Origin of the sequence: Flavobacterium sp., from assembly GCF_046317795.1 — a bacterium.
Lineage (GTDB): Bacteria > Bacteroidota > Bacteroidia > Flavobacteriales > Flavobacteriaceae > Flavobacterium.
On sequence record NZ_JBKCVI010000002.1, the window covers coordinates 1 to 4,867 of the forward strand.

A 4,867-nucleotide genomic window follows, 5' to 3' on the forward strand; every position below is an offset into this window, starting at 1 on the left:
ATTCTGCCATTTTTTATTCGGAACATACTGCCGCTTGGCACTTCGTGTATGAAATGAATATCGGGTTTTCGTTCGTCAAATTGCTTTAAGGCAAAAGCCAATCGAGCATCAGTATCACTACTGGCTGTTGGGTTTCTGAAATGATTCGCAACCAAAGGCAACACCGAATGTGGAAAAATTTCAGGACGAATAAAAGGAACCATCATTCTTTGAAACGTATGCTTCCATTCGTTGCCATGTGGTTTTATCATTCGTCCATACTTTTCATAAGCCACTAAATGGGCAATTTCGTGAACTAAAGTTATTAGAAACCTGTATTTATTCAAATTGGCGTTAACAGTAATTTCGTGCTTTCCTCCTACTGCTCTGCGGTAATCTCCATGACGCGTTTGTCTTTCGTTGACAATTTTTAAGTGAACATTGTTTTTTTTGATTAATTCAAAACAAGAATGAACAGCATGTTCGGGCAGGTATTTTGAAAGGACTTCGCTCATTATCCAATCTTCTTATTTGAATTTAATAATGACTTTGCATTGAGTGAACTCACAACTTTTTTACCTGTTTTGGTTTCCAATTCTTTCATAGCGACTTTAGCCACATTTCCTCCTTGATTAGCAACTTTTTTATTTTCCTCAAAGGTTTCAGGATTTGTAGCTTGTGAAATATCTTTGGTAGAAGCTTCGGCTAACATATTTAATATCAATTCCGTATTAGTCATATTGTCTCGAAGATTTTCTTTTTTCAACCCTTTCAAAATCTTATATTCTTTTGTTGTTTTCCCCGACCACGATTTTGAAATTATATCGGTCAATGTTGCAAATTGCTGTCCTTCTTTCATGCCTCTACGTTTCCATTCATTAGTAAGTTCTTTGCGAATTTCAATACTTTTTAGTCGTTGATTTATCCAGTTTTCAGAATATCCTAATTGCATATACTGCTCTAAAGCTCTATCAATGGTAAGTTCGGGATCTTGCATTTCATCCAAACGTTCCGTTGCAACTTTTGCCAACCAAAGTTTAAATGGTTCTGCTTTTGGTGAAGGAATAGATTGAATTAACCGAAAAAGTTGTTCGGTATCTGCAACATCTGTTTTATAAAATTTTCCATCCGAAGATTGCATTTTCAGTTGACTACAATTTGTAGCCAACTGACTTCCTTCTTTTTTAAGTCTGACTTTTAAAACACTCCAATATTTACGAGGGTTTGGACTTTCGGTCAAAATTTCAACTACGTCAATAATAGAAATGAACCATTTTTCTTGTTCTTCATCCCAAATGGTTCGTACTTTTTTATCTTCAAATAATTGAATGGCGTTTTGTTGTTTCATATTATATAATCTAAAATTATGGAGTTGTAGCCGAAACTTGTATCACTTTCCCATTATGGTATTTATTCCCATTTAATGCAAAATTGAAAATATAATCCGCCATTTCTTTAGCAGAAATTGGTGCTTCGTATCCTGGAAAAGCTTCCTGAAGCATTTCGGTATTCACAGCACCGAGTGCCAAAACATTGAAAGTTATTCCGCTGTCTTTATATTCTTCTGCTAAAAGTTCTGAAAGTGTGATTACCGCTCCTTTGCTGGAACTATAAGCCGAAAGTCCAGCAAATTTCATACTTCCTTGAATGCCTCCCATAGAGCTGATGGAAACCACGTGACTTCCTTTTTGCAAATAGGGCAAACATAGACGGGTAAGATTGGCAACACCAAAAACATTGACTTTATAGATGTTTTCAAAATCTTCTTGTGTAGTTTGAGCAAACGGTTTGAGTAACAAACTTCCAGCGTTGTGAATGATGATGTCAACTTTTTTCCAAGTTTGTAAAAGGAAGTTTTGAACTTGAACCAAATCATCTTCCTCAGATAAATCAACAGAAAGTGATGTGATATTTTGATTGCTAAGAAACTCTGGTGCTATTTTACGCGAGATGGCTAACACTTGATGTCCTGCTTTGGCAAATTGCAATGCCAACTCAAATCCAATGCCACGAGATGTTCCTGTGATGATGATGTTTTTCATATCATTATTTTCAAATGCTAAAATAATAAAAAATACCCTTTCAAAAATGAATTTCTGAAAGGGTATATTTGACTTCAAAATTTATATTATACCAAACCTCTTGAAATAACAATTCGTTGAATTTCGGAAGTTCCTTCATAAATTTGGGTGATTTTCGAATCGCGCATCATGCGTTCTACATGGTATTCGGCTACGTAACCGTTTCCTCCGTGAATTTGAACCGCTTCATTTGCCACTTCTAATGCAATTTCAGACGCATATAATTTTGCCATAGCGCCTGAGTGTGCAATGTCTTTGCCTTCATCTTTTTCGCAAGCCGCTTTCATAATCAATAATTTGGCGGCTGTGATTTTTACATACATATCAGCTAATTTGAAAGCAATGGCTTGATGTTTGAAAATTTCTTTACCAAATGCTTTTCTTTCTTGTGAATATTTTAAGGCCAATTCATAAGCACCCGTAGCAATTCCTAAAGCTTGAGATGCAATCCCGATTCTTCCACCGTTCAAAACATTCATCGCAAAATTAAACCCGAAACCATCAGCACCAATTCTGTTTTCTTTTGGAACTTTTACATCAGTAAACATAAGCGAATGCGTATCGCTACCACGAATTCCCATTTTCTTTTCTTTTGGTCCAATTTCAAAACCCGACCAACCTTTTTCAACAATAAAAGCATTGATTCCTGTGTGTCCTTTCTCAACATCGGTTTGCGCCATTACTAAATAGGTCGAAGCTGAATTTCCATTAGTAATCCAGTTTTTGGTTCCGTTTAACAAATAATAATCGCCCATGTCTTTGGCGGTTGTTTTTTGGGAACTCGCATCGCTTCCTGCTTCTGGTTCAGAAAGACAAAATGCACCAATCACTTCGCCTTTTGCTAATGGCACTAGGTATTTCATTTTTTGTTCTTCGTTGGCATATTTTTCAATTCCAGCGCATACTAATGAATTGTTTACCGACATAATAACTGCGGCAGATGCATCAATTTTAGCAATTTCAATTAATGCTAAACAATATGAAATAGCGTCTAATCCTGAACCTCCATATTTAGGATCAACCATCATTCCCATAAAACCAAGTTGTGCCATCATTTTGACCTGTTCGGTTGGGAATTTAGAATGTTCGTCTCTTTCAATTACACCAGGCAATAATTCTGCGATTGCAAAATCTTTTGCTGCTTGTTGTATCATTACATGTTCTTCGGTTAAATTAAAATCCATGAGCTTTTAGTATTATGATGATTGAATCTTTTCGATTTGGTGCACAAAAATAGCACTTAAAACTTAAAATTTCAAACGTTTTCGTAAATTTAGAATCTATTGAAATATATCGAAGTTTTTGAACAGATTTTGTTTAGTCATTTGAGCAATATGTATTAGTTTATCTTATACAGCAAACCAGACGTCACGACAAAATTAGGATCTAATCTGTTTTTTGAATCGGCATTTAGAGGTTCAAAATTATTTTGTAAAAAATTAAAATTACGTCTTAAAGTAATTCCAGGCTTAACTTCAAACCAGAGTTTATTGAAAAGTTTTATTTGTGTAAAGGCAAAAAAGTTGGCATTTAAAATTTGTAATTTTTCATATGAATTGTCTTCAACATCAAATATTGATGAAGTTAATGTAGCGTTTAATCCATAATACAACTTTTTATTTTCTTTAAACAAAAGCAAAATAGAACTTGGTAAAGTAGCATTGAAACGCATCTTTTGAGTTTCATAATTAAAAATAAAGAAAGGCAACAATACATTTTTACCAAAGTCATTATTGTAATTAATTCCTGCACCCCATCTTATGGATTTATTGGTTTGGGATTGTCTCATATAACCAAAAGAGAACCATGGAAATAGTGCGTCAGAAGTCAAAGTCGTGTTGTATTGACTTCTTACACTCAACCGTGCATATCCAATAATGAAATTCTTCCCTTTTTTAGTGTAAACAAAAGAAGAAGTATATGATAAATCATAAAGATTTTTGGTTACAGCGTCATCTACAGAAACTGAACGATAAGCAACATTATTATCCCATTTGATTTTTTTTGCAATGACCTTACTTTTCAAGTAATATTGAAAATCAATATTTGATTGTTCGATAGAGTTCAACACATTGTTTGATGATGGTGCGTAATAAGTATAAAATAAAGTCGCTCTATTTTCAACTTGAGCATAAAAAGAAAGCGGAATTAAAATTCCTGTAAGTAGTATTAATTTTTTCATTTTTTAGGTATAATTATATTGAATTTTTTTTTTAAATGGCATTTTTGAATTGGTGCAAGTAGTTGAAATTATAAAAATGATAATTTTGTAAAATCATGGATTAAATAGTCAAAAATACCATATAATAATTAACTTTCCAACTTCTATAAATTTTAGCAAATGTTTGAACAAAAATATAGCATTATTGGTGTAATGTCGGGCACTTCGCTTGATGGGGTTGATTTGGCTCATGTAAATTTTACTATTATCAAGGATAAATGGCAGTATACTATTCTTGAATGCGAGACGATTAGTTACAGCCAAGACTGGTTAAACAAACTAAGATCTGCGGTAGACTTTTCTAAGGAACAATTAGCCAAATTGAACCAAGACTACACAGTTTTATTGGGGAATATCATTACTGCTTTTATTGACAAACATCACTTGAATTCTCTTGATGCCGTTTGCAGTCATGGTCATACTATTTTGCACCAACCTCAAAACGGTTTCACGTTACAAATAGGCAATCTTCCTGAAATTGCTAGGATTGTTAACCACACTATCGTTTGCGATTTCAGAGTGCAAGATGTACAATTGGGTGGACAAGGCGCGCCTTTAGTTCCTATAGGTGACCGCATTCTTTTTG

The 4,867-nt window shown here is 34.0% G+C and carries 6 protein-coding genes; 1 reads left to right on the plus strand and 5 read right to left on the minus strand.

The window, feature by feature from the left end; all coding sequences use genetic code 11:
- From ACK5ON_RS00020 to ACK5ON_RS00040, 5 genes are all read right to left on the minus strand, one after another.
- Positions 1-494: SprT-like domain-containing protein (locus ACK5ON_RS00020; protein WP_409818681.1), on the minus strand; the 494-nt coding region annotated here is incomplete at its 3' end.
- Positions 494-1,327 (minus strand): Bro-N domain-containing protein, encoded by an 834-nt coding sequence (locus ACK5ON_RS00025; protein ID WP_409818683.1) that lies wholly within the window; start codon positions 1,325-1,327, stop codon positions 494-496. The genes ACK5ON_RS00020 and ACK5ON_RS00025, both read right to left, overlap by 1 nt.
- A gap of 16 nt (positions 1,328-1,343) precedes the next feature.
- A complete protein-coding gene (locus tag ACK5ON_RS00030) occupies positions 1,344-2,021 on the minus strand; it encodes an SDR family NAD(P)-dependent oxidoreductase (protein ID WP_409818686.1) in 678 nt (225 codons plus the stop codon).
- Positions 2,022-2,107: 86 nt separating this feature from the next.
- Positions 2,108-3,244, minus strand: coding sequence for an acyl-CoA dehydrogenase family protein (locus ACK5ON_RS00035; protein WP_409818688.1), 1,137 nt, complete (start codon positions 3,242-3,244; stop codon positions 2,108-2,110).
- A 155-nt stretch (positions 3,245-3,399) separates the two neighbouring features.
- The gene (locus tag ACK5ON_RS00040; protein ID WP_409818690.1) at positions 3,400-4,242 is read right to left on the minus strand and encodes a DUF6268 family outer membrane beta-barrel protein; all 843 of its coding nucleotides are present in this window, start codon (positions 4,240-4,242) and stop codon (positions 3,400-3,402) included.
- A gap of 159 nt (positions 4,243-4,401) precedes the next feature.
- On the opposite strand from ACK5ON_RS00040, the gene ACK5ON_RS00045 reads away from it, so the two are divergent.
- Positions 4,402-4,867 (plus strand): anhydro-N-acetylmuramic acid kinase (locus tag ACK5ON_RS00045; RefSeq protein ID WP_409818693.1); only part of this gene is annotated, 466 nt, incomplete at its 3' end.